At 58.5% G+C, this 24,738-nt stretch carries 13 protein-coding genes; all 13 read right to left on the reverse strand.

What is annotated here, in order from left to right; translation table 11 throughout:
- Nucleotides 1-109: 109 nt before the first annotated feature.
- Nucleotides 110-1,120, reverse strand: a complete 1,011-nt coding sequence (locus tag ONB25_04080; protein MDZ7392069.1) for a PorV/PorQ family protein — start codon at nt 1,118-1,120, stop codon at nt 110-112.
- Nucleotides 1,121-1,164: 44 nt separating this feature from the next.
- Nucleotides 1,165-3,699, reverse strand: coding sequence for a hypothetical protein (locus tag ONB25_04085; protein MDZ7392070.1), 2,535 nt, complete (start codon nt 3,697-3,699; stop codon nt 1,165-1,167).
- A gap of 40 nt (nt 3,700-3,739) precedes the next feature.
- Entirely contained in the window at nt 3,740-6,931 is a 3,192-nt protein-coding gene (locus ONB25_04090) for a TonB-dependent receptor (protein MDZ7392071.1), read from the reverse strand.
- Nucleotides 6,932-7,554: 623 nt separating this feature from the next.
- Entirely contained in the window at nt 7,555-9,621 is a 2,067-nt protein-coding gene (locus ONB25_04095; protein ID MDZ7392072.1) for a GxGYxYP family putative glycoside hydrolase, read from the reverse strand.
- A 133-nt stretch (nt 9,622-9,754) separates the two neighbouring features.
- Nucleotides 9,755-12,532: a glycosyl hydrolase-related protein gene (locus ONB25_04100; protein ID MDZ7392073.1), complete on the reverse strand. Its 2,778-nt coding sequence runs from the start codon at nt 12,530-12,532 to the stop codon at nt 9,755-9,757.
- A gap of 97 nt (nt 12,533-12,629) precedes the next feature.
- Nucleotides 12,630-13,469, reverse strand: coding sequence for an AAC(3) family N-acetyltransferase (locus ONB25_04105; protein ID MDZ7392074.1), 840 nt, complete (start codon nt 13,467-13,469; stop codon nt 12,630-12,632).
- A gap of 191 nt (nt 13,470-13,660) precedes the next feature.
- Nucleotides 13,661-14,764 carry a DUF5009 domain-containing protein gene (locus ONB25_04110; protein ID MDZ7392075.1) on the reverse strand — a complete coding sequence of 368 codons (1,104 nt, stop codon included), beginning with the start codon at nt 14,762-14,764 and terminating at the stop codon, nt 13,661-13,663.
- A 13-nt stretch (nt 14,765-14,777) separates the two neighbouring features.
- Nucleotides 14,778-15,416, reverse strand: coding sequence for a hypothetical protein (locus ONB25_04115; GenBank protein MDZ7392076.1), 639 nt, complete (start codon nt 15,414-15,416; stop codon nt 14,778-14,780).
- A gap of 28 nt (nt 15,417-15,444) precedes the next feature.
- Complete coding sequence (locus tag ONB25_04120; protein MDZ7392077.1) at nt 15,445-16,191, reverse strand: hypothetical protein; 747 nt, start codon at nt 16,189-16,191, stop codon at nt 15,445-15,447.
- Nucleotides 16,192-16,203: 12 nt separating this feature from the next.
- The gene (locus ONB25_04125; GenBank protein ID MDZ7392078.1) at nt 16,204-17,160 is read right to left on the reverse strand and encodes a PorV/PorQ family protein; all 957 of its coding nucleotides are present in this window, start codon (nt 17,158-17,160) and stop codon (nt 16,204-16,206) included.
- Between the two features lie 16 nt (nt 17,161-17,176).
- Nucleotides 17,177-19,291, reverse strand: coding sequence for a hypothetical protein (locus ONB25_04130; GenBank protein ID MDZ7392079.1), 2,115 nt, complete (start codon nt 19,289-19,291; stop codon nt 17,177-17,179).
- A gap of 14 nt (nt 19,292-19,305) precedes the next feature.
- A complete protein-coding gene (locus ONB25_04135) occupies nt 19,306-22,242 on the reverse strand; it encodes a carboxypeptidase-like regulatory domain-containing protein (GenBank protein ID MDZ7392080.1) in 2,937 nt (978 codons plus the stop codon).
- On the reverse strand, nt 22,239-24,701 hold the full coding sequence (locus ONB25_04140) for a family 10 glycosylhydrolase (GenBank protein ID MDZ7392081.1): 2,463 nt from the start codon (nt 24,699-24,701) through the stop codon (nt 22,239-22,241). The genes ONB25_04135 and ONB25_04140 overlap by 4 nt, the downstream gene beginning before the upstream one ends.
- Between the last annotated feature and the right edge of the window lie 37 nt (nt 24,702-24,738).

Here is a 24,738-nt window from a genome sequence, read left to right on the forward strand (position 1 = left end):
GCTCATGTGGCCACTGCATACGAAAAACTCCCAGAGTTGCCTCCGGGAGTTTTTCGCTGCAGCAACACTCACAAACGCACGCCGTGTGCAGACGGCTGGTACGGCTCCCTTAGAACTGGAACCTCAGGCTGAACCGGTGGGTATTGTCAAACACGGTGAACTGGGTGAATGCATAATCCAACCACAGGTTCATGCCTGAGATGGGCAGTGCCAGGCCCGCGCCGAAGGATGCGCCTTCGTCGGTCTGTTTCAGCCGAGTCAGCTCATCCGTGAAGCCGGAGTAGTTGAACTTGTACCCGGCACGCAGGGCCAATTTGTCGTAGAGCGTCCACTCGCCGCCCACGAAGTAAAGCTGGGGGCTGTCCTTCGGCTTGGTCAGGTCTACGAACGCCTTCAGGGCAGTGTTCTCCTCCTTGGCCACGCTCATCGAGGCGCCAATAGCGAAGTAGAGCGGCAACGAGGCCCCGATGGCGTAGAACTTGAGGTCGCTGCCCACGTTGTTGATGCGCGCGCCGAAGGTCAAGTCGCGGAAGCCCGTCTCGTACACGGCGCCAAAGTCGAACGCCCAGGCGTTGGCTGCTACGTTGTCAATGCTCTCACGGATGTACTTGGCCGCAAGACCCATACGGAAGCGATCGGTGAACTGCTTGCTATAGCCAAGGGTCACCGCAAGATCGTAGTAGTTGTAAGTATCGTAGCGTCCAACTCCCGGTGCCTCGGGCACAGGCTCCTCGTAGCCCGGAGGCGCGAGGTCGCGGTCGGCGGCCAAATCAGACAGGCCCATGTAGATGACGCCCAACCCGAAGCTGCCCACGTCACCGAGCCCATGGGTGACCGCCAGCGCCGTGTGATTGATGTCGATCAACCACTTGTTGTAGTTGAGCCCTACCAGTGTCTTGCCGGCATCGGTCTGGATGCCCGCCGGGTTCCAGAAAATCTGGTTCGGGTCGCCGTAGATGGTGGTCGCCGCCGAGCCCAAAGCCACCATCCGTGCACCCACACCGATCTTCAGAAACGCGGCGCCGTCGATGCCCGGCTTCCTCAGCTGCCCGGCGGCCGCCATCGAGGCCACCAGCAGCAGGAATACCAGAACGAGGCCTACGGTTCTTGACACCTTCATATCTGTATCTCCTTCGGTTAGGGATTGTCAGATCATGACCACTGCTACCGGATGATGGCAAAGGTGCCCTGCTGCTGGCCACCCTTGTACTTGACCACCCAGATGTAGAGGCCGCTCGCTACCTCGTTGCCGTTCTGGGAGTACATGTCCCAGAAATAGGTCCCGTTAGTAGCAACCGGCGCCACATAGTCGACCTCCTGTACCAGCATGCCAGCTAGGTCGAAGATCTGGATGGTGCAGCGGGACGGCAAGTTGTAGAACATGACCTGGTGCTTGCCGCTGGCATCATGGAAGGCCACCCGCTTGTACGGGTTCGGACGCACGCCGATCTTGGCCCTCCCCATCTCGATATCGGCTACAGTGGCCGTCGGAGACACGAGCACAAACACAGCGCCGAGTTTCTTCAACCCCTCGATGTTGCCCTCACTTGGATAGTCGGAGGTCTTCCATGCCCACGGCCAGGTGTTCTCCCAGTAGCCGCTCCGGCCGTTGATGTTCACCTTGCCGCTCTCCAGCCAGCTCACGTTGTCCAATCCCTGATAAGCCGGCGGCACAGTGGCAGCCGCGCCCTCCTTGTAGCTGGACACGTAGTACCAGTAGCTCTGGCCAGGAGCGGTGTAGGTGTCATCTTCCCACGCATACGGATAGGTGGCTGCATCGGTGTCGGTGTTCTTATAGTTGGCGAACTCTGACTTGGGCACCACCTTGACCAGCGTATACGGACCCCAGTAGTCACCCTGCTGCGGCTTGAGGTAATCCCTGTTGGTCATCAACGGGTTGATCTCATCCTTGCCGGGGTCAACCGCTGGGTCCATGGTCTTCCACCACGTGCCGTGCGTGGGATAGAGTTTTTCGGTGGACTCGTAACGCGGCCACGCCTGGCACTTGTAGATCTTGATGCCGTCGCAGGCACCCAGCTTGCTCGGGTCCTGCCACTTGATCAGAGGGCGAACGTTCTTCGAACCGCTCACCTTGATCTCCGGCACCGGTGGCCCAGACGGGACATCGTAGGAGCCGTCTGGCTTGATCGAGGCAAACACCGCGCGTGCCATCTTCACCGTCTTGCGCAGGCCGAGGATCCGGAAGCCCGAGCCACGGTAGAAGTAGACGCGAATCCGCTCGCCTACTTCCATGGAGAATGGACCGATGGCGCAGATGGGGTCGCCGTCGAACTGATACTGCGTGATCAAGCCTTCGGTGATGATGTTTGGTTCCATCGCCTGGCCACGCGGCGGCGCATCGATGGGGTTAATTCCCAGAGGCTGGCCGGTCACCGGGTCGTTGACCACCACCGGTGTCGCCTTCTCCCGCGCACCGTCCGGGTAGGTCCACTGCGACTTGTCCTTCACCACGAACGTGGTCGGGTCGCCAGCTGTACCCCCGGAGAAAATGGCCGGGTTGGGATTCAGGTCGAACTTTGCGCCATCGCCGCTCTTGCCGCCGTCCACAAAGAAGCAGCCCATGCTGGCGATGTGTGCTTTCTTCGGCGTGCCGTCAAACACGCCGCCCCAGCCAGGCTGATTGGTGTGGAACCAACCACGCTGCACACCCTCACCCACTGCGGGCACAATCTGGTTGCCACTGGCGTCCTTGAATGCCAAGAACTTTTCCTCCCACTGGAGCGTATTGGGATTCCACTTCTTGGCGCCAAGCCAGCCGTAGCCATTGTAGGCGTCGAAATACTCGCCAAAGTCTGTTACGGCCGGGTGGTCATTGGGACGCACGGTGGTCGAACCAATGGCCTGGCAGTGAATGTCCCACGGGTGCCCGTTCTCATCTGGCGTCAGGTCAATGATGCTGGCGCGGTAACGGTTGTTGTTCACATAATAGATGCGCCCGCCGTCATAGGTGATATAGAAGTGGAAGCAGCCTGGCCAGTAGAACAGCGTCAGCGCGTTGATGCGATTGTTGGTCCGCTCCACCACACCATCGGCATTGAGGTCTGTCTGGCCGGTGTTGTAAAGCTCGATCTCCACAATGTGGAAGTCGTCGAGGTTGCCCCACGGCATGGTCCAGGAGTGGGCAGTCAGCTTCACGTCCACGCCAAGGGTGGTCGGCCACGCCGAGGTCGCCCAGGCGTGGGTACGATCCGCCGACAGGTAGCAGCCGCCCGCGGGGTCGTGATAGTTGCGGAGCGGGTCTTTGGCGCCAGCCACATTCGGGGTGTACATCAGGTAGGCGTAGTTCTCGCTTCCCGCAGGCCCCAGTGGCCCTTGAATAGCCGCAAAAGCAGGGTCGGGGTTAAACTCCACTGCATTTAACCCGTTGCTAAAATCGATGGCAAGCCTCCCCGACATCCAGCTCCACGGCGGGTTTCCGAACAAACCGCTGGTGATAAGGCGATTGTTCTGGAAAATACACGCCTGCGGATGGCTGTATCTGATGTTCTTCACGTCGGTCTGAATGGCCAGACGTGGCCATGGGTAGTCGTAATTGGCGGGAATGTACGTGCACCACGTCTCACCCGCAACAATTACCATGTTCTTCTGCGGGCCCTCAGCCCAGGCCGAGAGCTGGGTCAGGGTCACCGCCGCTACCACCAAAAGAAGGGTGGTAAAGAGTTTTGAGTGCCTTTGCATGTGCCAGTCTCCTCTCAAATGCTCTGTGCAAACCTGCGGTTTAGAACCCTATCTCCAGACCGGCCCAGATCTGGCGCGCCGGACCATAGAGCGGACGGCCCAACCAATCGAAAGGCACATTCCAGTAGCCCTTCGGGTCGCCTTCGTCACCGCTCTTAGGCTTGCCGTCCCGACCCAATTCGAAGATCTTCTGGTCGATGTTCTCATAGAACGGCGTCCGGTTGTAAGCCAGGATGTTTTCCTTGTTGGTGACGTTGTCCACTTCCACAAATGGCCGGAAACGGATGCCTGCAAGCTTCCCTTCCCAGGTCAGCCGCAGGTTGAGCCAGTAGTTCCATGGGCCTTCACGCATCTTCGGGCTCACGGCAAACCACGGGTCAAGGTCGATGTTTTCCGTGGGCAGGTACTTGAAGCCGCTCATGGCGTTGCCTACCGCCGACAGCTCAAAGTCAAATGGCAGGTAGAACAGCAGGGTGGCGCCGAAGCGATGCGTGCGGTCAAAACCACCGGCCAGCGGGTTCTCCGTCTCGCGCACGACGATGTTATCCTCGCGGTACGGGTAGTAGTCTGCCCACTTCAGCGGCAGTTGGCCATAGTTCGCGCTGTCGGTCTTGGCACTGAAGTTGGTCAACTGCGTCGGGTCGTTGCCCGTCCTGGCCTGGGCCGCCTTGATGTAGGAGTACGCATAAGTGAGTCGCCCTGACCAGAAGCCAGTGCGGCGCTTCTCGATGGTCAATTCGATACCGCGGGAGTCGGCATGGCCCCACGAGCTGCGAATGTAGAGACCTTGACCCTTGTACGGCGTCAGGCCCCAGAGCCGGTTGCCATAGTTTTCCACGTCACGGTAGTAGACCACCGCGTCCAGGGAAATGTCCAACACCGGCGCCCACTGCAAGCCAATTTCATAGGCTGTGGAGCGCATCGGCTCCTGGTCCACCCACACCGTGGTCATGGACGGCGAGGCCGAGTAGTTGGTGAAGTTGTAGTCGCTGTACAACGAGGCAAAGTTCGGGTACTGGATGAACTTGCCGAAGGAGTAGTGCATCGCCATACGATCGGAGATCGGGTGCGATACACCCAGGCGCGGGCTGAAGAACCACTTCCAGCCAACCTTCTCGCCCCGGACCGGGCGCAGCTCCCACAGGGCACCCATCGCATCGGCGATATAGTCCCACGGGTGGAAATCGTTCTTGAAGCGCCGCGTGTCATTGTCATAGCCGTCCACACGAGCGCCCACGTTCACGATCATGCCCATGTACTCGATGCGGTCCTGTAGGTAGAAGCCCAGTTCCTTCGGGTAGAAGGTGTGCATGTCCACGTGGAAGCACTCCATCGGGTACTGATGACCAGCACCACCGAGTTCCGCCTGCTTGTTGTCCACGTCTACGTAGTGGTAGCGGAACTGGAATCCGGTCTTGATCTGGTGGTTATAGGTGATCTGGCTGGTCAAGTCGCCCTTGATGGCCGTCACATTCCTGGTGGTGCGGCTGTAGAGCGCTGCCGGATAGCGCGGACGGAACAGACCGCCGGTGGTCCAGAAGTTGACCTTGTTCTCCATGTAGGTCTGGTCGATCGCGCTATAGAAGAAGGTGCGGTTCGGGTCCCTGGGCCCAAGCACAGCATCCGGGTGCTCGTTGAGGTAGTTGCCCACGTAACCGTTGACCGTGGTCCAGTCGATGTAGGTAATGCCGGTGGCCGGATCGGTCTTGGTCACGCCGCCCACGTAGCGCAGGTACTCCTCCCGCGAGTCGAAATCGATGAAATCGCCCTTCTCATCGATGTCGCAGTAGCCATCACCGTTGTCGTCTGGGTAGCCCAGCTCGCTGGTCTTGTTGCTCTGGCTAATCTGGATCTCGTAGAAGGTCTTGGGCGACAGCGTATGGGTCCACTTGGCATAAGCGACCAGGCCAAGGTCCTTATAGCGCGGCGCGCCCTCCATGTAGTACAACCACTTCGGGTTGAACTTCCAGTTGACAAAGTTGAACAACTTGCCGCCGTCATCGATCTGGCCGTAAAGGGTCACGCGCATGTCCTTAGTGAAATCGTAGTGCAGCTTCAAGCTGCTCACAATGCGCTTGTCCAGGTCGAACGGCATGGCGGAGGTACGCAGATTCTGGTAGCGCCCCGTCAAGAAGAAGCCGCCTTTGCCGCCCGTAAACGGCAGCGGCCCGCTCAGATTGCCCTCCACCTCGTAAGAGCGACCCAGGCCCACGGAGTCGTTGGGGTCGTAGTAGTACTTGTCTTTGGCCAGCTGTTCGCTCCAGGTGTACAGCTGTGCAGAACGCTGGTCCTTAATGGCGGAGGAGGCAGCCAGCTTGTCGCGCTCGTCAAAGTACCCGATCTGGACGATGTTCCCCTGCGCGTCCTTCTTGCTGTCCTTCATGTAGTAGGGGTTGGTGCCAAAGTGTTCGATCTTGTCCAGAGGGGTGCCCCGCACGAAGATCTTGCCGGTGTAGTTCTGTCCACCCGACTTGGTCACCATGTTCACGATGCCTGCGGAGGCGGTGGGGTACTCGGCGGTAAAGGTGCCGGCATAAACGTTCAATTCCTGGATGGCGCTGGAGAGCATCTCGGTCATCGCCGTCTCGCGGATCTCCGAACGACGGAATGCCTGGTAAACGTGGCCTACATCCAGTGTACCGAACGCCCCGGTGCCACCGGAGAAGTACGTGTCCGATACATCCACTCCGTCCACCAGGTACTTGGTCTCGTACTTACGACCACCGCGCACATAGCCGCTGAAGGTGCTCGCTGCCGTCTCCACCAGGTCCCGATAGCTTCCGACCGGCAAACGGTGGTCAAGCTCCTGGGCCTCCATCGTGGTCTTTGACTGGGTGAGGGTTTTCTCAACCAATGGCCGCTCTGCCACCACAGTGACCGCCTGTCCCTCGATCACGGTCGGGGAGAGTTGAAAATCGACCTCTGCGGTCATGCCAGTGACCACGCGGACACCAGTCTTGGTGACGGCCGTGTAGCCCATGAAGGATGCCTTGAGCGAGTACACACCAGGTGGGACGTTGAGGATAAAGTACCGACCCTGCAAGTCGGTAGAGCCCCCCATCGTCGTCCCCTCGATGATCACGTTGACGCCGGGTAGCGGTTCACCTGTGTCGGCGTCCGTCACCCGCCCAGCGATCTTGCCGGTGACCGCAAACAAAGACGTGCTTGCCACCAACGAAAGGACGAGGACGATGGGGACAAACAGCGCCAGTTGTAGGATGCGTTTGTGCATGTCCATGCTCCTCCAGTTTAGGGGTCTCTCGGACAACACTCCTGAACTCACTACCGCCTACCCTCCGGCACTCACCTCCTTTCGCAGCAAGACCACGGCCAAAAAGAAAAGGGAATAAAGCCCGGCTAGGGATGACCTACACCCGGAAGCTTTACTCCCTTTACCACGACACCAACCCTCCCCAACATCGCATCTTGATGAAGCGTCCACATAGTCTCCGTCGTGCTCCACTCGATGATGGATGGGGAAACGGCATTGAGCGCCAAAGTTATCGACGCATATTATAACGAATCTGCAATAAAAAGTCAAGAGAAAAATGTCATTCAGTGCGTTTTCTCGCATTTTTTTAGGTGCATGCGCCCCGGAAAGACGCGTAAACCTCCCCTCGCACAGTCGCTGCGCGGCGCTAATCCACTTCTCCGGAGACAACTGACCGTCCCCCCATGGCGCCCAGCTCCTAGCGCACCAGCGCGAGAAAACGCTTCGCACGACCACCCCCCGCAGTCCCCCTTTTCCGTCGGACCGTGACTTGCACCCCTCAGCCATTGAGTCCGCAAAGCACCCGCCTGCGCCAAACGCCGGTCCGCAGCAAGCTTTCGGCCTGCCTATCCTCTCGGGCAGCGCTACTTGGCGAGAAAACGCTCCTGGAAAGTCGGTTCTGTTCCCGCCATTGCGAGAAAAAGGTCTAAAGGCACCACTTCAAACTCCTTTGGCAGTTTCTCCAGAATGCGCTTCACACGTTTCACGTCACTTGATTCGCGCACATGCATCAACAAAAAGTACGGACGCTTCTTGTTTATGGCGGCTAACTCCTTGAGGTCTTCGACCGCTTCGTCCTCAGGCTTCGTGGGTGACAGATAGTAATCGTAGGAGATCAAAGGCCTACCGTCCTTGATCGCGAACGTGTACGAGGGCGCGTATCCGTTTACAAAACCGATCGCATCTGGCATGCCTTTGTAGTAAGCCTCTACCACCTCCTTTGTGAGCTCGGTGTTTCCTTCCACCGTCGCTCCCTCAGAGTAGTCCATAATCTCAAACACCCTCAGGTCGTGCTTCTCCATGAAATCTTTCGCCATAGCAATCAACCCGGGGAGCATGTGCGGTGGCACAGCCTTTGGATACAGGTAGCCGGGCCCAGACAGAGCCCCCAGGAAGTAGTCATTCGGCGTTGCTGTCGTGTAGAAGTATTCCTGAACTGCCGGTTCCATCCAGAGCCGATTCGTGATAACCTCCCATGCGTAAGGGATTTCCCCCCGGCCCGGTCGGTTCCAGGCACCGATACCCATTCCATCTGTCTGAATACAGGTTATGTACACCTTCTTCTTCGGCTTGTAACGCTTTCCGGGGACAACATGGTGGTTGTTCTTGAATACAAAACCAGGGGTGGGCTGCACCTGATGGCTAAAGCTCAGATTGGGGATGGTGTGCAGCCCCTCTACCCGCAGACCAAAACTGGAAGTTAAGGTCACGTGGTCGCGCTCCTTGTCCTTGGCATACGAGTGCCACCCCATGACCATGGACATCGGGTTCATCTGGCTCAGCAGTTTGCGAGCGAGGGCGTACTCCTCTTCGTCCTCTGGCCTGGTGGATAGATCGTTGAAGAAGGCCCTCTTGCAAACGCCCCAGTCGGCAACGCCGGGCTTCATGACCGGTCCCGCATCGCCCCCGAGCCAAATGATAAAATCGCGACTGCAACGATCCCAATAACGGTCATAAGCCCACTGGTAGATCTGTGCATCGGTCATCCCGTGGAACTTGCCGCGCAGGTCTTCCACCATGTGCAGCCCATAGCTTTCCACCAGTGGCACAAACTGTTCAGTGACCACCACAGCCTTCTCCACACCCGCCACCGTAAACGCCACGATCAGGGAAGTGCGTACCGCCGGGTCCCACACCACGTATCCCTTTGGCACGTCCCGAAACGTCTCCAGTGCCTCGTTGAGCGACTTGAGCTGGGTGAAGGTGAAGTACCTCTTCTTCTGGTAAAACTCAAAAACCGGCACGACATAGTGGAATGGCCAGGTCTCCGGGTAGATGAGGTAAAGGCGGGGACCGGTGGTGTTTACGATTCCCTGCAGACTTATCAGCAGCGCCTGCTCCGGGAGCTTGCCCGCGACCTCCCAGTTGTCTTGAAGCTTGTAGTAGTATGCCTCCCGGCGGCCGGCTTTCTTGAGCACATAGTGCAGGGTGTGGCCCGGCCGTGATGAACGGACGATCTCATAGATCAGTATGTCGCCTCCTTCACGCAGTTCATAGGTATGAGTGCAAGCCACCTGAGACAGCCCCTGCGAGCCCCGGACCGTGAAGCTTTCCCGCAGCTTGAGCACACTACCGCCGTTCTCCCAGTGCGCCACCAGCTCACGCTCACTTCCCACAGGCATTGCTAGGCCCATGAAGACGTTCGTGGGGAACACCCGGTTCTTGACCGGTACCTTGATCGCTACACCATCGGTACGAAGGTCTAACGAGTCAACAAAGCGGCGGCTCGTGCCCCAGGTTTGCACCAGCAGCACACCATTCTCCTTGAGAGTGACGTCGATGGTAAGCGTTGCGTAGAGGTCGATCTCCGTGCTCAAGTCAGGGATGAGCTTCCAGGTCCCGCTGAACTCCGGGTTTCCATCGGCAAATGCTCTTGCGTTCAGGAGAAGCAACGCCAACAGAACAGCACCAAGCCAGCAGTTAGCTTTCATCGCAACTCCTCCATGCAGTGAGTGGTACAGGGTTTTGAAAGCCTATTTGACCGCTGCGAAGACCGACTCCTTCGAGGCACCAGCGCCCTCGCAGCGCCTAGTCACCCACACCCCCTTCACAGGAGAAAGCTTGTCAGTCGAGCCACACTTCCAACGTCACGATCTTGTTCTTGTCCGCGCGCAGGAACACGGAGCGCCCTTCACATCTTGCCGGACCGATGGGCTTTTCGTTCAGCTTTACCAACCGCGCCTCGCGCACCGGACGCCAGAAGCTTATCGAACCGTCCACGGTCTCCTCGGTGGGATTGAACACGCGCACTATCAGCCCGTCGCTGCGTGAGGAGCGCTTGACAGCGGAAAGGACCAGTGTGCCAGGCTGGATGTCGATGAAACTCAAACTAGGCGGCAGTTCTCCAGTGCTGCGCCCGGCCTGCACCAGGCGCAACTTTAGGTTAAAGCGATTCGCGTACTCGTAGACACCGCCTTCATGCCACACGCCCTGATAAGGGTAGACGGCATAGTCAAAAGTGAACGGGCGGAGGCACTGGCACATTACCTGCGTTTCGTCGGTGGCCACATTTTCGGGATCCGCACCGATGATCGGGAAGCGGTAAGTGCGGACCAGGGTCAGCCCAATGGTGCGTTGTTCATCTTCGAACACCGCATACTCGGGCAACCCGACGTTAAGAATCGCCAAACCATGTCCTTCTCCCTGCACCCCGCAGAACATGTACTGTGGGTAATACGGGAGCATCGGCTCTTTCCAGGTGGAGGTGTCGGGCAGATGGATGTCCCGTTCGGTGACGTCAAAGTGCGTCTCTGAGTAGGACCTTTCGGCCCGAGAATAGCCTGAGGGGAACATCACGAGCAATTTGTGGTCGCGGACGTTGTTAGTCAATTCGGTGTGCACCTCAAGCATCGGTGCACCGCTTTTGAGAGTCAGGTAGGAGACGATCTCAAAAGGCACTCGCTCCGGGTTGCGGCGACTCCCGTCCGCGAGCGCATCTTTGGGCAGCATCATCGTGAGCTTGACGCGATACTGCACCATTACCGGTCCGTCAACGACTTTGCCGATTTCGGCCTGCGCGCCGATACTGCTGATCTCCTCGTCCATGTCAGCCCGGCGCTGCGTCGCGTGGTCGCCGACATCGGAAAAGTCCAGGAAGTAGTGCAGGCCCCTGTACCGTACGCCACTCGACTTGCATACGAGGTCGACCCGCCCGTCAGGGCCGATCTCCGCCCGCAGGTGCTCGTTCTCCATCACGTTCGGCGCCGGCGAAAGGCTCCCATAATTCAACTTGCGTCCAGGCTGAGGTTTGATCACAAAAGAACGATAGCCAAGCCCTGGGACGTCATTGAGTCCAATGGCGCAATGGACCCGACGCGCCTTGTAGGGGATGGGAAACTCGTATGGATTCTTGACGATAGGGCCAAACGGGTACGAGCGGATGAACTGTACGGGGAGCTGATTCCCTGTCTCATCCTCTACAGTGAACCACTTTGCCCCTGATTCTTCGGGGAGATCGATGATGGCATTCACCACCTCGCTGCGCTGATACTGGGTGGGATTGAAGGCAATGAGACATACGGCGTCTTCTGGCAACCGCTTGTTGTCAATGTTCCGCACAATGTGCGCCATTGACCGCCTGGTGACATTATCAGCCAGATGGCGAATCTGCCGGTTGCGGTATTCCACGTCCTCATGCACCAGGTCCACGCTGCAACCGGCGATGCTGTCATGAGACTGATTGGCGAGGTGATACTTCCAGGCCAGGCGAAGCATGCCTTCAGGGTATTCCATCCCTACAAGGTTCGCCAGCGCGGCCCAAGTGTCTGCATTTTTTTGCAGCTTGAGTTCGCAGGCGCGGTTCTGCTGCTTCAGATACATCCGGGCGCAGAGCATGCCGGGAAAGAGATTCTGCCATAGACCATCGACCATCGTATAGCGGAACTCCCCGCGCATCACCTTCAGGTCCTTTGCCCGCGCCTTCACAGCCTCAACATAGTCGTAGAACGAGCTGTGGATATATGTGTCCCCAGTGTTGAGCTTGTTAGCCTCCGCGATGATCTCGGGAGTACGGGGGTACGGGTTCACCTGATCCATACCGTCCAGATACAGGAGCTGGTCACACGTGGCCCCTTTGACGGCGTGCGCCTTAATTTCCGCCAGAGCCTTGGGGAGATTCTCTAGGTACAGTTTCTCCAGATGTTTCCCTTCCAAAAGCCAGTAGTCGAACCCATAGAGTTCTTCGTCGCAGGGATGGAACGGCAGCTGTCCTTCCCGCCAGTGGTAGTCCCATTCAAATGGCCACTTGTTCAAAGCCACAGGCCGATAGACATGCACATACCAGTTTGCCCGCCCATAGGGGTTCACCGAACGCATCCCCATGATTCTGCTTCCGTCCGGGGCTTCCCAGATGAACTCGTGCTTGGTGATGCGGTCGTTGTTGCCACGATAGAAGAACATGTGGTCCAGATCGAACCCTCGGTAGATTTGTGGCATCTGGGACGATTGCCCGAAGGAGAAGGGGCTGTACCCCGACCATTTCTTTCCCTTCCACTCTTCAGTGATGAGGGTGCCCATGAGCAGGTTGCGAACGATCGACTCGCCGCTGATTTCCGGGGTATCCGGAAGGGTGTACCACGGCCCAATCTGTATGCGCCCCTCTTCAACTAAGCGGCGCAAGATGGGTTCGTTCTCAGGCTTGATCGCGAGATAGTCCTCCAAGGGGATGGTCTGCGAGTCGAGGAGAAAGTACTTGTAGTCTGGTCTCTCCTGCAACAGCTTTATCAGCGCATCGAACATATCCACCAGGAGCATGCGAAACTCTTGGAACGGATAGCGCCACTCTCGATCCCAGTGGGTATGCGACACGACGTGAATGGTGTAGGGGCCCTGTACCTCGTGCATGAAATCCTCCGTGGTGGTGGTGAGAAAACGCTGCCGCCAAATCTATGAAACCACCTGGAGATTGTCAAGCGATTCCTGCGTCACCTGTGGGCTGTGTTCACGCCCCATCGGATCGGGACAGAGCCCCGCCATCTAACAATGCCTTCCTCCTCTCATCACAGGCGGGGCATTCTCCTGGCGGACAGAGAAGGCGATGAGCGAACTTGCGGAAAAAAGGCACACCCTCGTCAAGGAGCAGCTTCACCCCCAGGCAATAGGCCCAAAAGCTCCCTCTTGTCACACGCTGCACGAGGCGCCGCTGCAAGAGGTGTTCTTCAAAGGCTAGAAAACCCTTCGAACAGCCAGGAACTTCGCGCAGTGGCTGCTCCCCTGTTGTGGAAACCCCGATCGGCAACACTCCCATGTAGTGCCAGGGGAATATCGCCACCCACGGCACCGGCGCCTTGACTTCAAGGTAGTGGCAGAAGCTTAGGGCAGAAAAATCGGTGGCTAGCAAGAGCACGGAGGCATGGTCTTGCCGAGCGAGCCATTCAAGTACACTCCCTTCTCCCAGTGGGCTCGCGGGGGCGTTGTCCGCGGCAGTTTCCCGCGCCGCTTGTCCCCAGAGGCAAAATGAGTGCGTAGCAGAGAGAGTTCTAACAACCCCTGGCATGGTGCGGAACACTTCTGAAAGTGCACCGACCTTGCTGGGCGTGGACTGTGGATCGAAGACCTCTCCCCTGCTGTCCAAGCGCTTGAAACAGTAAGTGAAGGCAGGCATCAGGACCGAGCCTCGCTGTCCAACCTTCCGCTGCAGCACCCGGATGAAATCTTGAGCATTCAAGCCAGGAAAAGCAGCGCGCAATCTGCGCAATGAGGAATGGACCATCACGTGGTGACCCACGTCTACGCCCAGCGCGCCCAAAAACTCGGCGAAATGAGCTCCAGGTTGGTGCATGTCTTTTCGTCTTCGATAAGCATAAGCAGCATGTTCTTGAGGGCGTACCCACGACCCCGCCCGTCAGGTAGTAGATGGCACCATCGCCGAACAAGAACCACGGGGGAAACTATGGCACTCGGGACATGGGCTAATTCGCCATCAAACGTCTATCGAACCGAGGAATGGTCTTGCGCCAGGAGAGGCCTTCTTCAGATTTTCCAGAAAATTCTGCGGCGATACATCCAGTAAAGGATTAACCACCAGACGAGGACATATGCACATGTGTACGTCCACGACGCCGCAGTCGCGCCCAGAACGGAATCCAGCCACCGCCACAGCGCTTCGCGGACCGACATCGTTGTGCCCCCAACTTGAACCTGCCACTCCTGCAGGGTGTGGACGCGCACCATGACGGAGAGGAAATAGGCAGTAATGGCATTCATCCCGAAGACCACAAAAGGAAATGCCCAGGACTTGTATCCCCGCCCTTCAATAAGCCAGTGGAAGAGGGCAAGGAGAACCGTGGCGATTCCTACCGCAAAGAGGACGAACGAGGCAGTCCAAAGAGCCTTGATCAGCGGCAGCTGGAGACCCAATAGGAGGCCACCCCCTGTGCAGGCCAAGCCGATGAACGCAAGAGTGCGGACGCGGCTCCCCACAGCGCCCGTTCCGCTGCGAAGGATGTCGCCCACAATGCTACCCCCGCATACTAGGGCACCGGTCGGTACTACCGAAACGGCGCCAGCTAGGTGCAACTGGGCAAGGTACTTGTCATTCACGTAGCTGATAATGTTGCAGTCGGGAAGGAGCGTACCACCAGGACAGCCGGCGAAGGGCACGAAGGAAAGGAGCACCCAATGAGCCGCCAGGAGCAGCACCGCCAACCCTGTGCGGAGCGCAGGAGAAAGGGCGTACGCGCATGCCCCTACCAGGTAGGCTAGGCCGATCAGCTGGAGGACATCGAGGCCGACTACCACCCGCCTGGCAGTACTGGAAACAAGCACGATACCCAACAAGACCAAGATCCCAGCGCGCCGCGCGGCCTTTGTCAGGTAAGAGAGATGCGTGCCGCCTTTTGCTCTAAAGGCGCCGTAGGAAAACGGAATGGCCACGCCCACGCAATACAAGAACCAGGGGAAAATCAGGTCGCAGAAGGTTACTCGGCCTCCCCAGGGGGCATGACGAAACCATGAAGGATAGGCCTGGTCGTGCACGGTGTTGTTGACCATGAGCATGGCGGCGATGGTGAACCCGCGCAGAGCATCCAACGACACGAGTCGCTTCTGCGAGACAAAGGAGAGGCTCTGGGCCATGGAGGAAAGGTTCTCAGAATGCAGTTTGCACACCGAAAGTGCAGAAAAGGCTCTGGAGGCCGCTCACGTTTTCCAGGCGCAAAGCGAGCGCAGGCCAGAGCTCGCCCACGATCAGGCGGTAGCCAATTTCAACAAGAATGCCGAACCGGCCGCCCAATGCCATGCGCGCCCCCATACCACCCTCAAAGGCCCAGCTCCATTGGTCCTGCTCGCGCGCCGGCACAAACACTTCTGCCAGCTGATACGCTCCGCGTGTGGCTCGCCAATGGTGCAAACCCACGCCGCCGCCAGCAAAGACCTGTAGCCGACGCCAGGAGGCCAAGGCATGACTTGCGCGCACCGTCGCACTTACGGAACCAAAATACAGATCAAGGTCACGGTAGTAGAGGCGCGATGTATTCTCCTTGGCCAGTTCAAGGAGCTCCATGCCCACCCGCCACGACCAGCCGCTAGCATCCCATCGTCCCACCTGAATCCCCCCAAAGCGTTGGCTCGGCGCAAACCACTCTTTCAAAGTGCCAATAGGCGCGACCGTCCCCCAGTGTAACTGTACGCACCACTGACTTTGCTCCTCGGCCGCAAACAACTCATTCCCTGCCCTAATAAGAACACTCAGTGTTGCCAAGACAAAAACTCGTTTCAGGGTGTGCACGGGGACGGCTCTCCCTGGCTTGTCTCCCTCAGTACAAAAAGACCAATGCGCCCACCAGCTCCCCAAGTGTGGTCATGGGGAAGCGTTCGTAGCTCCTCCCTCCTGCGGGAAAGATGCGGCCGCATGCAGCACTTACGCGTAAGCATACGTAGCGTTGCACCATCAACTCGCACCCCACCTCAAACCGCGCGGCGTACACAACACCTTTGCGCACCTCCGCATGGTTGTAGTAGTCGTAAACAAACACATAGTTCAGTTCTGGAAAATGCTTCTCCCAGACTTCGTGCAGGCGGAGCGTCCGCTCATAGAACAACGCTCCCGCGCCAACTGCCAGATGCAGTGCGGCCTTCCCTTTGTCCGGCCAACGCAGCGTGACAAGCGGCATTAGTTCGGTCATGTAGAGGTGTTGATCAGGCGTGAACGTGGCTCGATATGACTTGTCCCTTGACTGGAGATCGCGCACATAGTTGCCGTAGAATCGCTGCCAAAAGGCCCACCCCCACTGCTCCACTGCCCTGTCCTGCTCGATCTGTAGGTCGAAATAGCCTGCCCGTATCCCGAGGCCAACCGCGCGTGTGAGGCGGAAAGAGGCGGCGCATCCCGTCGCCCAACCGTTCACTTGCCGCAGGCCCTGACCCTTCTTTAGTCCAAACCCATGGTCATAGGCCGCCCAGGCGCTCACAGACACAGGCTGCAACTTCTGGGCAGAGGCCCCGCTCCAGAGCACCCAAAGCCCCACCACGAGACAGGCTACTCTGCCAACGCTTGAATTCACCAACGGCACTCCTCAAAACTCTGCAGAAAAGCTCACGCGCAACACTGACTGAAGGCGGTGATAGTCGGTGTGCGCCAAGTCAAAACAGACGAGCCCACGGCCTGTCCTCTTCTTGACACCAAATCCGAGGGTGAGGCCCTCCTCGTCATAGTTGAACTTGTACCCGGTCCGTAGCGCCACGAGATCTGCCAACCAGCACTCTGCTCCCACGTGCAGACGCTCGCTATAGTCGCTCGGATGCAAAGCGTCGGCCGCAACCGTGAGGCGGTACTGGCTGCTGGTGCTCCCCAAGAGCTCCATGGCCGCCCCAAGCCGAAAAACCATAGGCATCTTGAACGAGTCGCCGATGTATCGGCTATCCACACCAAAGTTCTGCACATAGCCTCCCAGGCGCAGGGAACGGAATCCGGTCGTGTAGACCATCCCCAAATCGACGAGAACGTTATCGGAGCTATAAACGGCAATTCGTTCGCGCACATAGCGCAGGGTTAAGCCGTAGGAAAACCAAGCGGTGGCTTGATGGGCATAGGACAGCCCTATCGCCAGAGCTTCGGCGCTGTAGGTGCCACGTACGATGTAAGCACCACCTGGATTGTCAATATCGGCATTGACGGTTTCTACCATCTCACCTAGATCGAGCCGGTTGACGCCAAGTCCGCACACGCCCATGCGCCCGGGAAGCCGCAATGCAAGTGCGCACGCCTGGTGACTCGTCTCTGCCAGGTACGGGGCATAGGACACGCTCAGCGCCCGCATGCCGCCAAGGTGCGCAAGGAGGGCGGGATTGACAAAAAGCGCCTCCGGACCGGCATCAACCAGCGCCACGCCCACATCACCCAGAGCCGCCACGCGGGCAGTGACCGGTATCTCAAGAAATGTGTAGCCAGCCGTGCCCACCTTGCGAAACTGCGCCTGGCCTGGAATGGCGACTGCCACGGCAAGCAGGAGCGCCAGAACCGGTCTGTGCATTGCGCACTTCATACAGTCACCTCACGACACAAAACTTGCCGATGCGGGTGGCCCCTCTCGTCGCCTGCGCGTGCGAGGTAAGGTGGTAAATGTAGCAACCGCTCTCCGCAAACTGACCAAAATCGGTAACCTGATCCCATTGCGCAATTCCGGTATCCTCGGTGTGTTCAATTGTCGCGACCAAGTCGCCGCGGATGGTGTAAATCCGGATGGTACACGGGCTTGGGATATTCATGAACGAGATTACATCCTGAGCACCAGGTGTAATGAAGCCCGAACGCATGACAAAAGGATTGGGCACAACGAGCACCTGGTCAAGCGTCGTGTTGACCGCCGAAAATGTGGCCACAAATGGGGTAGTTGTATGATTCGGGTAGAAAGAGCTCTCCAATACAGGGACCCGGTTGCTATTGGTCTCCGGGAAGACGGCGGTGAGGTCAGGAGGCCAGTGATCATGGCCCGTATCGAAAGCAGAAACAGCGTAGTAGTATCCAAAACCAACGACGACCTGAGAGTCGACAAAGGTGTAAGTGTGCGAAATCGGGTCAAAATACCTTGGATCGCTGATCTGTACCTCTGCAATTCGCTGCCAGGGGCCTATGGGCAAATAGTCAGAGCGATAGATGCGATAGCCGGCCACATCATAGGCCTCCTGACCAGAATAGTCCTGGTCCGGCAGGAGCTCTCCCGCAGCATCCCAGCGGATAATGTTCCCCACCCTCGTACCGGTCAGTCGCGCAAGCTCTATGTGCTCCGGCGCGGCAGGCGGATCCGGCACGTTGTACTGATGGTCGAAATTGAACTGAGCTCTTTGTGCCGTGGCGTTGAGGTCCGCCAGGCTTGCCTTGGCAATGTCTTGCTCCGTAGTGGCGGGGTCAAACACCACCTCAGAGCTCACGCTGCCAACCAATTCGGCCATCACCACGCGCAGCGAATCACCCGGACCAAGGTCCCAGGGCCCCAGCGAAACCATTGTCCACATCCGGGACCTCCCCCAGCGCTCGTCAGCCAGGCCTTGAGGAAAGAGTATGGCCTGGTAGGTATTGCGCAGGTCCCTCATGGCACTGTACCACTGCTCGTTCGTCTCGAGGCCGGTGAAGGGAAAAGCGTGCGCCGGCTCGCTCACGGACCAACCCACCTGATTGATGGCATTGACCTGACCGCGTTTGTTTGGCGAAACATACAGGAACTTGATCCCTGCGAATGCGGGTGCCAGCCATTCTTTGCCGCCCCGTGGGCCGCCACTGCCATACACATAGGGGTCGAATTTCTCGTTGCCGGGGGCTTGGGTGTAGTCATCCGCCCAGCCATAGACCATTCTCTGCCGCGCATCATACAAGAAACGGTTGTTCAAGGCTCCTGGCGGCAACTGAGGAAAGAGCATGGTCCATCCCCGCGCGTTGATGGAAAAGGCGTAGGTGAAAAGCACGTACAGGTCCTGGACAACGGAGTCCTGGGCGAGCATCCGATAGACTTCTGGCGAGGCCACCTGTGGGTCGAAGATATGCCCCTCGCGGGCTATGTTGGTGATGACGTATTCGATGATGATGTACTTCTCATCCTTTGCGGACCCGCTCCAACACCGGACCGTCCGCTTTACCCGCACGGGCAAGAAACGAGGGGGACGATATGGAAAGCGGTATTGCGGGTTGAACTCCCACGCTGTGTCAATCACCTCTTCCGCTTCTCCAGGGTCTGTACGCAGCCAATAGTTCTCACCGTTGGGCCAGCGCAGGCGGTGGCGGAGGAGAAGGTATGGGCTGTCGGTGGGGGATAGCCCGACCGAGGTCGCAAACATAGCCCAATCGGCAACTCCCCAGACGCTGTCCCGGGTGGAGGGGCGCAATCCGCCGGCCCAAAATCCGCCCCCCACGTGGTGGCTGGTGCCTCCGCCCACTTGGCGTGGAATCAGCTCCGGGTCGAAGCCTGGCCAGTCCATCCCGTAGCCCTTACGTGCCCAGTTCTGGAATACCGGCCCCATCTTGGCCACGTTCACGGTCTCCCATAGCTGTCCTCGCGTAAGCGGTATGGCCGTGGCTTCCACTTGCGCAGCGCTCCTCACTGCGAGGCCCGCGCAGACCGCAGCCGCGGCTAGCAAAAGGCACCAGCGAAACGCACTCTCTTGTCGCATGCAAGCTCTCACACTCAAAACCCCAATCCCACGGTAAAATAGATCTCGCGTGGGGCGTTACGATAGGCGCGGAAGTAGCTAAGTTTATAGATCTTGGCCTGAGGGTCGTTTGGGTCACTGCTGGAGGGCGGCGTGTCCCTGCTGATGCCATACTCAACCCAGTTGCGCAGCTCCTCGCCCGCAAGTGGGGTAAGCCAGCGATCGTTCAACAGATTCTCAATGCGGACCGATAACAGAGGTTGAAGCGAACCAAGCGGGACCCGCACCTGGAGGCCTAGGTCTGTCTTTGCCTCCAGTGGGTAGCGCCGGTTGTTGACTACGTCGGTGAACTCATCGTAGCTGGTCACATACGTGAACGGTGAACCACTGCGCGCCTGGTATATCACAGTGAGCACCACATCCTTCAGCCGCTCCCCTCCCAAGAGTTCTCGCCACACCCGGCCCGGCACCGTGTAGGAGAGTAAGGCGCGAAACGAATGCGTACGGTCCTCCTCGGTCAGAAAGTCGTTGGCGCTCCGGCGTTCCACTACACTGCGCGGGTCACTGGGATTTTCATAAACGTCGATGGCCCCATAGGCTCCCTGAGAGGTGCGGGCGAAAGCGTAACTCAAGCGGTATTTCCACTCTCCGGGAGCCACCCTTTCCAGCGCCACCTCTATGCCCCGTGAGGCACCGTAGCCGTTGTTCTCGTAGGTGAGGTAGTAAGGATTCTGCGGCGCCTCCTGTTGCGAACCGGTAGGCGAGTGCACGCGCGCGCTTACCGTTTGGTTGACGCGGTCATTGTAGTAAGCCGCCACGTCCAGGCGATGCGTCCCGGCAAGACTCTGCTGCAGACCCACTTCGTAGCTTACGGTCTTCTTGAACCCCAGATCGGCATTCCCGTACATGCGCCAGCCTTGCCATGTGTTCTTGGAGAGCGCATGGCGGAAGAGCGGCATAGAGTGAAAATGGCCATACTGGAGACGGAAAGCCGTGCGCTCCCCCACCGGAAACGAAAGGCCAAAACGCGGCGACACGGCAAGATGACTTTTCGAGCGGCGCGTGCGTGGGTCCCCTACGTCGCCGACATACGGTCCTCCGCCCTGCCCTGTGCCCTGGTAGAACGGCCGAAAGCGGTCGACAGGGACGGGGGCGTTCATGTTGAACGCGTCCAGCCGAAGCCCAGCATTGACCACCATGCCTTGGAACTCCATCTTGTCCTGCGCGTATGCGGCCACGTACAGTGGGTATGCGTGATAGTACTCCGCAAAGCCCGAATAGGCGACAAACGAATTAATACGCGCTCCTGACTCGCCTGCATACCGCGTGTCCCAATACTGCCCACGTGCGCCAAGCTTCAGTTGGTGTCGGGGAGTCACCTGGCTGGTCAGATCCGCGCTCACGTTCCACACGTCCGTCTGCGCGTCGAGGGCATACAGGGAGGTAAACTCGTAAACAATGCGCCGAAAGTCCTCATCCCACGGGCCCGCGGGCACCAATCTCGGGTCAGTTGCAGTAATGATGGGCAGGTTGCGCTCCACGTACCGCTCACGCTGATGCCATGCGGCGATTTCAAAGAACGTACGTGGGCCAAAAACCCTTGTCCACGAAAGCGTCCGCGCGGTCGTGATCTCATCCTTCGGACTCTCCAGAACCAGGCAATACTTCCAGGTTGGATATTGCCCAATCACAGAAGCCCAACGGATATCGTCGGAGCCAGACCAAACCGCCCCGTGATGCGCCTGATACTGGCCCATCAGCTTGAGCTTGTCCGCGTTGCCTATTCGCCAGCTCAGATTCAGCACATAGTTCTGGTAGGTCTGCACCCGTTCTACGCTGGGAATACGAAGAGGGGCAGATCGATACTCGCCAGAGACGTAGAAGCGCAGCCGGTCGCCACCCCCAAGAGGGCCGCCGAACCCGAACATGTAGCGTTGATAGACTAGTTTCCGGTAGTCGTACACGCCCAGCGGATTAGAGGAATTGTTCGGCCCCGGGCTGTGGTTAGCGACCCAACGATTGTAGTAATAAGTCCTCAGCGAGTCGTCTGGGATGCCCGGCGCATTTTTGTCTCGCCACTCCTGCCACTTAGCAAATGTACCCCAGCGCTGCCATTCAATGGTCTCCGACCCGTATAGATAGGGGCCGAAGTGGTACTTGCCCGGAGGACGTATTTCCACCCGCAGTTCTCCGTGGAAGGTCTCCTCACCCTCTTTGGTCACCACCTTTACCACTCCCGACTGGGCGTTGCCGTACTCTGCACTAAAACCGCCGGAGATGATTTCCATCTGTTTTACACCCAACGGGTTAAAATCGTATTTCCAGCTTGTGTTTGACTTTTCACCATAGAGGTTGTAGCCGGGAACACCTGTGTTAGAAGCGATTTGCTCCACCCCGTTTATCTGGAATTGGAGTTCGAATGCTCCCCCGCCACGGATCGAGAAGGTACCATTGGGGTTACGGGTCACCCCGGCGTCCAACTCCAGCACCCGCCGCAGCCCCTCCACTGGGGCCGTCTCAATCTCCCGCGCCTCCATCACCTTTGCCGTCGCGGTCAGGTCCCGCACTACCGCCGGCCGTGCCGCTTCCACCACCAGTGGCGCCATCTCCAGGACCGTTGTTTCCAGGGTAAAATCGATGGTGGTCGTCCGGTCTACAACCACCGTCACCCCTCGCACCAGCACGCTGCGGTAGCCGATCATTCGCGCCACCAGCGTATAGGTACCAGGAGGCACGTTGAGAATGTAGTACTCCCCCTCCCGACCGGTTGCCGCACCAAGTGTGGTACCCTGGATGATCACGTTTGCCCCTGGTAGACCTTGCTTGGTCTCGGCATCGGTGACCTTACCAGCGATCTTCCCCTTCGGTACCTGGCCCGAAAGGTGTCCAGACCAAGTCAACAAGAGAAGACACCCAATTGTAGCACTGGCCACCCCACGGAGCGCCCGCATTCTGTTCTTCAGCACGTTCATCGCACCAGCACCATCTTACGTGCATTGGAACTGCACACCTGCACGCCAGCCTCATCGACGTAAACGAGTCGGCAAAAGTACAGGCCGCTCGGTGCCTGGGCAAGCGTCAGATTCACCCTATGGAGGCCCGGCGACGGCGCCCACGTCGTTACCGTGTCGACCTCCTGACCGAGCACGTTGAACACTCTGACCTGGGCAGTTCCTGCTCCCGGAACTACAAAGGGTACGGTGGTCACGTTGTTGAACGGATTTGGAAAATTCGGCAGAAGGTGCGGTACGGGGAGAGCCCCTGAGTGTCCTTGCTTGATCACCGGTGTATCCAACACCCGGCGCAGGCGACATGCGTCCGCGACAACCATTCCAGAATCGACGGCATTGAGGAGCATGACACTGGCAAACTCACCGGCGCGAAAGTACCTCCGGCCCAATGTGAGCCATTCACCGCGCCCTGCGCGTTGTTCACCGTAGACTGTGTCCTGTCCAAAATGGTGGAGCACGTAGTACGGAGCGCGGCGCGCAAGTTCCACAGTGCAATTCGGGATATTGACGCTAAGCTCATACAGCCCATCGAGCATGACTTGCGTCCACCATTGGGCCCTGCTCTCCCCCTTCCCCGGTCCAGCCACCATGTAGCCCTGGCCCACAAAACCGCTCCCCTCCTGTGAAAAACTCCAGACGCCATAGAGTCGACACGTGGTGGCACTCTCGTCCACCAAGGTGGAACTGCGCTCGGGCGAGAAGCTGAAAGTGAGCTCCTGCGTGCGGCAAGGGTTACCTGCCCTATCCCGCACGCCAGGCAGACGGAGCCGATAGGACTGCTCGCGTGCAAGAGGAGTCACCTGAAGACACACAGCGGCACCATCTGCCGAAATCAGCGTTGCCGTGAGCACGCTGGCATCTGGCTCCAAGGCGTAGCTGTCGGCTCGTGTGGCGCTGCTTGTGTCTACAGCTCTACTGAACTTCAATTCGATGCGCACGCTGTCAGGCACATGGTAATCATCCAGCGTCAACTCCCGGACCCACAGCAAGCGAACTGCATCGGCAGTAACCCTGCCACTTGCCGCACCGCGGACTGAGATCGTCACCTTTCGTCCGTGGCGGAGGGTATCAGCGCACAAAAACACCCACGTTTCAGAGTTGCGTCCCTGGTCAACCAGGCACGATATGTCTCTCTCGCCTGTGGACACCCCGTAATAGACTTCTCTGGATGCCCCTGCCACAGCTGGCCAATATGCAAAGATCTCGTAGAGTCCCTCTCTCAGCACTCGGGCCTCCCAGAAGGCATGGGCATCTTCGGCCCCCGGCGGTAGTTGGAGGGCACCCCCAGCATATCCACTCTGGATCTTCTGCCAGGGCCCTGAGCACCTGAATCTGATCGGGTCTGCATCATCCACTATGAGCTCCGTGTGCGGCGGATAGGTTTGCTGCGCGAAGATATCTTGGCCGAGCGTCTGCAACGTCTGTTCGTTCATCGCGCCGTAGTACCAGATGGTCACCCCTTTCCACCCGGACTCGCGCACACGCGTCAGCTGGAAGCGCAATGAGGCATCACCCTGGTAAGCAATCCCAGGGTAAAGCGCAAAGGTACTCGGCACCAAACTGCGGCACAGGTTGAGCTGGTATTGCAAATCTTGGTCTGGTAAGTAAAGCATCGGTTCCAGCGCGTCCACATAGCCACTGTCCGCCCACACATTCCATGCCTGGAGCTTCTCTCCAGCCAGGAGCATGTAGGGCGGTGCCACCGCGGCGCTCACCAAGAGGTCAGGGCGCAAGGTCTTTACCCGGCGGTAGATCCGCCGAGCCAAGTTTGTGGTCTGGTGCTCACGCCATCGACTCCATTGTGCCCATTCTGGATGTCGGGTGTCGATCAGAAGCGGGTCGCTCCCGCCTGTCTCAGCCATGTACCGACTGCGCGCCGCATCAGAGTACGAAAACTCCGTGGAGGGATATCGAATGCGATCTGTCTCTATGCCATCGAGTCCTGGGTAGCGCGTGGCCACCTCTGCAAAAAGGTCTTCCATGAAGTGGACCACCTCAGGGTGCGCAGGATCGAGCCAGTGGAAGAACCCATTCTCGTTGGCCACCACGGAGGAGCCGCTGCGTCTGACGGCGAGCCAGTCGGGGTGCGCAGCAATGAGAGGCCCACGGTCGGTGCTATCAGTGGGGTTAGTGTGCGCCATCAGACCATACTCGAACCAAGCAACCACTTCCAGGCCGAACCGATGCCCTATGTCGATGGCCTCCAACAGAGGATCTCGGCCGGCAAACTCCTCGCGCTGCTCAGGACCTCCAGCCGCTGCCACCACTGTGCTCGGATAGATGGTAGCCCCCTTGTAGTGGACGTCAACGAAGACACGGTTGAAATGGGCCCCAGCGAGCCGATAGAAGACCTGCTCCATGCGTGCCGGGCCGCCAAGGATCACATCCCGGCTCATCCAGACTCCTCGCGCCTCCGGCATGGGCTCCTGCGGCCACACGAAGGGTACTGCAAGGGGC

It is taken from the genome of candidate division KSB1 bacterium (genome assembly GCA_034506335.1).
Classification (GTDB): Bacteria; Zhuqueibacterota; Zhuqueibacteria; order JANLFK01; family Oleimicrobiaceae; genus Oleimicrobium.

Bases quoted from the DNA above. Each gene is read 5' to 3' on its own strand.
- ONB25_04090 (MDZ7392071.1), bottom strand. From the start codon at position 6,931: ATGCACAAACGCATCCTACAACTGGCGCTGTTTGTCCCCATCGTCCTC.
- ONB25_04085 (MDZ7392070.1), bottom strand. From the start codon at position 3,699: ATGCAAAGGCACTCAAAACTCTTTACCACCCTTCTTTTGGTGGTAGCG.
- ONB25_04140 (MDZ7392081.1), bottom strand. From the start codon at position 24,701: ATGCCGGAGGCGCGAGGAGTCTGGATGAGCCGGGATGTGATCCTTGGC.
- ONB25_04110 (MDZ7392075.1), bottom strand. From the start codon at position 14,764: ATGGCCCAGAGCCTCTCCTTTGTCTCGCAGAAGCGACTCGTGTCGTTG.
- ONB25_04080 (MDZ7392069.1), bottom strand. From the start codon at position 1,120: ATGAAGGTGTCAAGAACCGTAGGCCTCGTTCTGGTATTCCTGCTGCTG.
- ONB25_04100 (MDZ7392073.1), bottom strand. From the start codon at position 12,532: ATGCACGAGGTACAGGGCCCCTACACCATTCACGTCGTGTCGCATACC.
- ONB25_04095 (MDZ7392072.1), bottom strand. From the start codon at position 9,621: ATGAAAGCTAACTGCTGGCTTGGTGCTGTTCTGTTGGCGTTGCTTCTC.
- ONB25_04130 (MDZ7392079.1), bottom strand. From the start codon at position 19,291: ATGCGACAAGAGAGTGCGTTTCGCTGGTGCCTTTTGCTAGCCGCGGCT.
- ONB25_04105 (MDZ7392074.1), bottom strand. From the start codon at position 13,469: ATGCACCAACCTGGAGCTCATTTCGCCGAGTTTTTGGGCGCGCTGGGC.
- ONB25_04125 (MDZ7392078.1), bottom strand. From the start codon at position 17,160: ATGCACAGACCGGTTCTGGCGCTCCTGCTTGCCGTGGCAGTCGCCATT.
- ONB25_04135 (MDZ7392080.1), bottom strand. From the start codon at position 22,242: ATGAACGTGCTGAAGAACAGAATGCGGGCGCTCCGTGGGGTGGCCAGT.